The sequence below is a fragment of the Bacillus sp. JJ1562 genome (assembly GCF_036962705.1).
Classification (GTDB): domain Bacteria; phylum Bacillota; class Bacilli; order Bacillales; family Bacillaceae_L; genus Ferdinandcohnia.
In genome coordinates this window covers 1-5,286 of the sequence record NZ_JBALOQ010000031.1, presented here as the reverse complement: position 1 = coordinate 5,286, position 5,286 = coordinate 1, and the positions used below count along the sequence as shown (strand labels likewise).

Here is a 5,286-nt window from a genome sequence, read left to right as displayed (position 1 = left end):
CTCTTCTACTCGACTAGTTGAACAAGAGAAGGTGAGTTTTTATATCGCATTTGAACAATAAAACGAAGCATTTGGACTGAGAAAAGCTCATACATTATCGACTAATTAAAAGCCACCTCATTTCAATTTTTAATGAGATGGCTACTGTTTATATTTGATTGATGTATTCTATTGAATTATTGTGACTGAATAATATGGTCATTAACAAATGCTTTTATGAAAAATAATTCATTATCATTAGGGTCCCTTTTATTTTCTGCTTTAAAGGACTCTATCGCATTTTCTAGTGAGGTGGACTTTACAACTTGACTTGCTGTTGTTAACTCTTCCCAATATATATTCATTTCATTTGAATCACAGATTGATTCATGACCAAGTAGGAACATTTCCGCATCATATTTTTGAATGTCTTTAATCATAGGCAATAACAATGATTGCTTGTAATGAAATAAAGAATTTGTGGTTGTACCATATGCACAATCACCTAAAAAAACAACTTTTTCATCAGGAATATAAATGATTGTAGAGTCATCAGTATGAGTACTGTTGATTCTTTCGAGAATGCAAACTTTATTACCTAAATCAATAATTAATGTATTTTCAAAGATTACATCTGGAGAATTCAACTTAAAACTGTTCCTGTTTGGCATATCAGTTTGTATAATCTTCATACACATAGAACTCATCTGATTAGTAGTCACATACTTTTGTAGTGAACTATCGTCATAGGACAAACTTTGCCATTCTTTTATCATTTCGTTTGTTTGCCTATTAACTATAACAGTTGCATCAAATTCATTCATTCCTAAGAAATGATCCCAATGTGCATGGGTAATAACAACATATTTAACTGGTGGTACATTTAGTTTCTCGATTTCTAGTAAAAAGTCCTTAGCATGCTGAGGAGAATTACCAGAATCTATTATTAGACTATATCGATCACCACATACCAGTCCTAATGTTGGTCGTTCTCTATCATCTTGATTAGATAAATAATAAATAGTATCACTTAATTTATTTAACATGTTATTTTTCCTCTTTTCTATATATTCATTCTATGAATGAGAAAATCTACATGTTTATTCTAAAGTTATTAAAATAATTTAAGATTTTCTCTTATTATTTTTTTACCATTGGACTTGTACCTCCTTGTTTCACTAAGGAAAAGTATAACATAATCCAAACTATACATTAAGAAAATTCGGAATATTAATTGTGGTTATTTCAGTTATTTATAGTTCACAGTTCGAACATTATTTGTAATAGAAGAGAAGGTGCTTGTTTAACTAACGGGTTGCTTTACTCCAACAAGGGTAAAGCTCTTTTCTTGTTCAACTATAAGTGCAGGTTAGCATTCCTGTAGATCGTTAAATATCAGGTTTGAAAAAAATAAAGCCCCTCAGTAAGATATGAGTATAGATACCACTCTAACTCAGATACTTAAGGAGGAAGCCCTACTATGAATTTTAAAATGCAAGACAAACAAAATCAACTAATAGAAAGAATTTCCGATAAACATTTGATTGTTGGTGTGGATATTGCCCAACAGTTTCACGTTGCACGGGCTATAAATTACCGTGGAATTATAGTCGGAGATCCGCTTACATTTGAAAATAATGAAAAAGGATTTAAAAGACTGTTAAATTGGATTATAAGTTTACAAGAGCTGAAGAATTTAAATGCAGCCATTGTAGGTATGGAACCTACAGGTCACTATTGGAAGAATATTTCGAAATGGCTTGATGAACAAAAGATCGAGGTAGTAACAGTAAATCCCCACTTAGTAAAAAGGAATAAAGAAAATCGCGATAATACCCAATCAAAGAGTGATAAGAAAGATGCATTAGTGATCGCTGATATGGTGAAAAATGGTTATTATTCATTTATCAGTCCATCCTCAGAGTCCTTTGAAAAGCTCAGAGTATTAATCTCAAATCGAGATGTTATTGTAAAACGACTCGTAAGCTCAGCAAATCAGATTCATAGATGGGTAGATATTGTCTTCCCAGAACTCAGACAAGTGTTTAAAGATATAACATGTAAAGGGGCAATCGCAACCCTTCGATTATTTCCAACTCCTACTGAAATAGCTTCACTAGAACCCCTAGATGTCATGAGGGGATGGAAGTCATTAATGCAGCGACAACCTGGTACTAAAAAGGCTAAATTACTTATTGAATTAGCAAATTCATCGATAGGAACAACTCAAGCACTGGATGCATATAAATTTCATTTAGAACAATTACTAGAAGAATACGACCTTACCATAAAACAACTCGATAGAGTTGAACAACAAATCAAAGAAGAACTCTATAAAATCCCTTTCGCACAGAAACTCCTTATGATTAAAGGGATAAGTGAAATTTCATTGGCTGGTATTTTAGGAGAAGCAGGAGACTTAAGTGGATTTTCTCATGGTAATTCTTTATTAAGACATGCAGGACTTCATTTGGCAGAGGCAAGTTCAGGAAAATGGAAAGGACAGATTGTGATCTCAAAACGAGGTCGGTCTAGGTTACGGCGTTTCCTTTACCTAGCTACCATGAGCCTTGTGATGAACAACGATGAGTTTAAAGCACTTCACGCACATAATGTGAAAGTCAAAAAGATAAAGAAAATGAAGTCTATTATGAAGTTAATCGGTAAATTAGCAAGAATTTTTGTAGGAATAGCTAAGCGTAATGAGGCATACTGTCCAAGTAAATTGAAAGAAACAATCCCTTTAGCAGCTTAGGAATAAAAACTATTAGACTTACACAAAAGTAGTAATTTTAATTTTGAATGTTGTCTTATTCGTAGGAATTCAAATATGTACGGAGTACCAGGTTTCTTGAACAAAAGGGCAATGTGACCCATCAGGTTAGCATAACTGGCCTCCACCCCTTGGATAGGCATGACGAAGGAATGAGAGGGCGTTTGACCCGTTGAGACATGGGAGGGAAAGCCTCCAGGGGCGGCGTGGAGATGTACATCATATGGTAAAATATGGAGTGTTAGCTACCTCCTTTATTTAACTATGCCTTCACGAAGCCAAAATGATCTGAACTCACTTCTATAGCCTTTTAATCCGTTTTAAAGGGGTATGAAATCCTGCGAATAAGTGAGCATTCGAGAGATATTCGTATCCAACTGAGGGAGTTCAACAACAAGTATTAAAAATTTCTATAATTATTCGTAGATATAAGAAGTTCGAATAATGCAAGAAAGCATATATATAAAGTGAAAGGAAGGTGCAAAGTGAAAAAGGACACTAAATTAGGGTTATTTCTTTCATTGTTTGTATTAATTGGTTTTCCAGTTGTTTTTGTAGTTATATCATTGCTTACAGGACAATGGGATACTTTTTTAATTGGTTTTCCAGCTTCATCTGCTGCGGGATTTATGGGTGTATGGATAGCTATTAGGGAGATAAAAAAGGAACGAAAGAGTGATTAATCGTCCCCACTGATTTAAACATTATCCAGCTAAACGGAGTGGATAGGAAGACGTATGTCTAATTACTGTCAAATTTATATTTTAAAGAAGGAGAAAAAATGTCGACCATTATATAAGCAAATTATCTTAATGAGTTTGTGAAGAAATATACTTAAAGTAACGGGTAGCGTTGATCTAAGAAGGATTAACCACCTTTTTTGTTGAATTCCTTATTGAACAAAACCAGCTAATAGTTTGTCAACATTTTTCAATAAAAAGATTAATAATGTCATGATATACTAAAAAAGTGCATACCAAATAACCTTCCGTTTTCATCCAATTGGAAGGTTTTACGCTATTTAGTTAGATTTGGATACTATGCTATATCTTGGAAAGTCGATTTACTTTTTAACATTGCAAATATCCAATGTAAGAGTTTATTAACACAAGCAATCATAGCTACTTTAAAAGGCTTTCCTTCTGCACGTTTTCTGTCGTAAAACTCCCTCATTTTTTTGTTGCGGGGGATGATTTCATCAGACGTTTTCTTCTTACGACAATCACGAATGGCACAACGAACTGCCATATATAAGGCATGGCGAAGCCTGCTAGATCCTCGTTTTGTGATTCGATTCTTTGTGGCCGTAAACTTCCCTGATTCGAATACGCTAGGATCAACTCCAGCGAAGGCTACCAGCTTTTTAGGGTTGTTAAATCTATCTATCTCACCAATCTCAGAAATGATCGTTGCCGCGATTTTTTCTCCAATACCGTGGATAGATTTGATAATATTATATTCTTCAATTTCTTTAGCGAGGGCATCTATCTCTGACTCTAACTTTGATAGGTGCTCTTTATACTGAAGTATCATTTTAATATACATTCCCAGGCTTAATAAATGACTTTGATAAACTGTCTTTTCAAAAGGATTACGAGCTGCCGCAGCTTTAAGCAGAATTGCTTTTTCTTTTGCCCATCTCTTTGAACGACTTCTACATAATCCAAAAATCTTATCTGAAATAACATCTTCACTTACACTCAATATATCCTCGGAAGAGGGGAATTCAGAAAGAGTTAATAGTGACACTACTGAATATAAATCTCCAAAAACTCCTTTATATTCTGGAAACACTTGTTCAAGTACCGCCTGAAATTGAAGCTTTGTTTGAACCATAACTCCAGTTATATTTTCATGTTGTCTTGTAAGATTACGAAGGTTTAATAACTGGACTCCACGCTTTTTATAAGGCTCTAATTCCTCCTTATAAAACAACTCACAGAGAAGATATGCATCAACTACATCTGTCTTTACTTTTCTTAAATTCGACGATCGAGCCTTATATGAAATCAAGGGATTAATGATAATCAATAAATAACCCCGTTCCTCCAGGTAATGAACAACTGGAGTTTGATAATGCCCAGTAGCTTCTAGTACTATTGAAGGTTTTCTGCCAGAATCTCTTTTCACATCCTCAAGAAATGAAATAAGTGAACTAAGCCCCTCCATAGTATGAGAAACTTTAAAACTCTTACGGTAAGGTTTGCCCTTATCTAAAAATGCTTGAACCTGACTTTCCCCTTTTGAAACATCCAGACCAACGACTGGATTCATTCTGAATCTCCTCCTAAACTAATAATTTGCCAGTACCCCTGTTACCTCCATGCAGTGTCACAGCTTCGCTTGTTATACGAGATCTATGTCCCAACCAGCCTCAATCATGTTTCTACAAGTAGGGGGCGAACGGTTTTGTTGACGGGGTCAAAGCCCCACGAGCAGTTACGTTCTACCCTGGCTACTGATATAATAAAACCATATAAAAAATGGTCAACCAGAAATATTTAGCATTCTGGCTAACCTTATAATACGAACGG

At 34.6% G+C, this 5,286-nt stretch carries 4 protein-coding genes; 2 read left to right on the top strand and 2 right to left on the bottom strand.

What is annotated here, in order from left to right; genetic code table 11:
• Positions 1-176: 176 nt before the first annotated feature.
• A complete protein-coding gene (locus tag V7097_RS18160) occupies positions 177-1,025 on the bottom strand; it encodes an MBL fold metallo-hydrolase (protein WP_335705053.1) in 849 nt (282 codons plus the stop codon).
• Positions 1,026-1,459: 434 nt separating this feature from the next.
• Here V7097_RS18160 and V7097_RS18155 point away from each other — a divergent pair, with 434 nt between their 5' ends.
• On the top strand, positions 1,460-2,734 hold the full coding sequence (locus tag V7097_RS18155) for an IS110 family transposase (protein ID WP_335705052.1): 1,275 nt from the start codon (positions 1,460-1,462) through the stop codon (positions 2,732-2,734).
• 503 nt (positions 2,735-3,237) lie between these two features.
• Positions 3,238-3,435: a hypothetical protein gene (locus V7097_RS18150; RefSeq protein WP_335705051.1), complete on the top strand. Its 198-nt coding sequence runs from the start codon at positions 3,238-3,240 to the stop codon at positions 3,433-3,435.
• A 355-nt stretch (positions 3,436-3,790) separates the two neighbouring features.
• Here V7097_RS18150 and V7097_RS18145 read toward each other — a convergent pair whose 3' ends face one another.
• Entirely contained in the window at positions 3,791-5,026 is a 1,236-nt protein-coding gene (locus V7097_RS18145) for an IS110 family transposase (protein WP_335705050.1), read from the bottom strand.
• Between the last annotated feature and the right edge of the window lie 260 nt (positions 5,027-5,286).

Excerpts from the sequence above, each read along its gene's own strand:
- V7097_RS18160 (WP_335705053.1), bottom strand. The coding sequence starts at position 1,025 with ATGTTAAATAAATTAAGTGATACTATTTATTATTTATCTAATCAAGAT.
- V7097_RS18155 (WP_335705052.1), top strand. The coding sequence starts at position 1,460 with ATGAATTTTAAAATGCAAGACAAACAAAATCAACTAATAGAAAGAATT.
- V7097_RS18145 (WP_335705050.1), bottom strand. The coding sequence starts at position 5,026 with ATGAATCCAGTCGTTGGTCTGGATGTTTCAAAAGGGGAAAGTCAGGTT.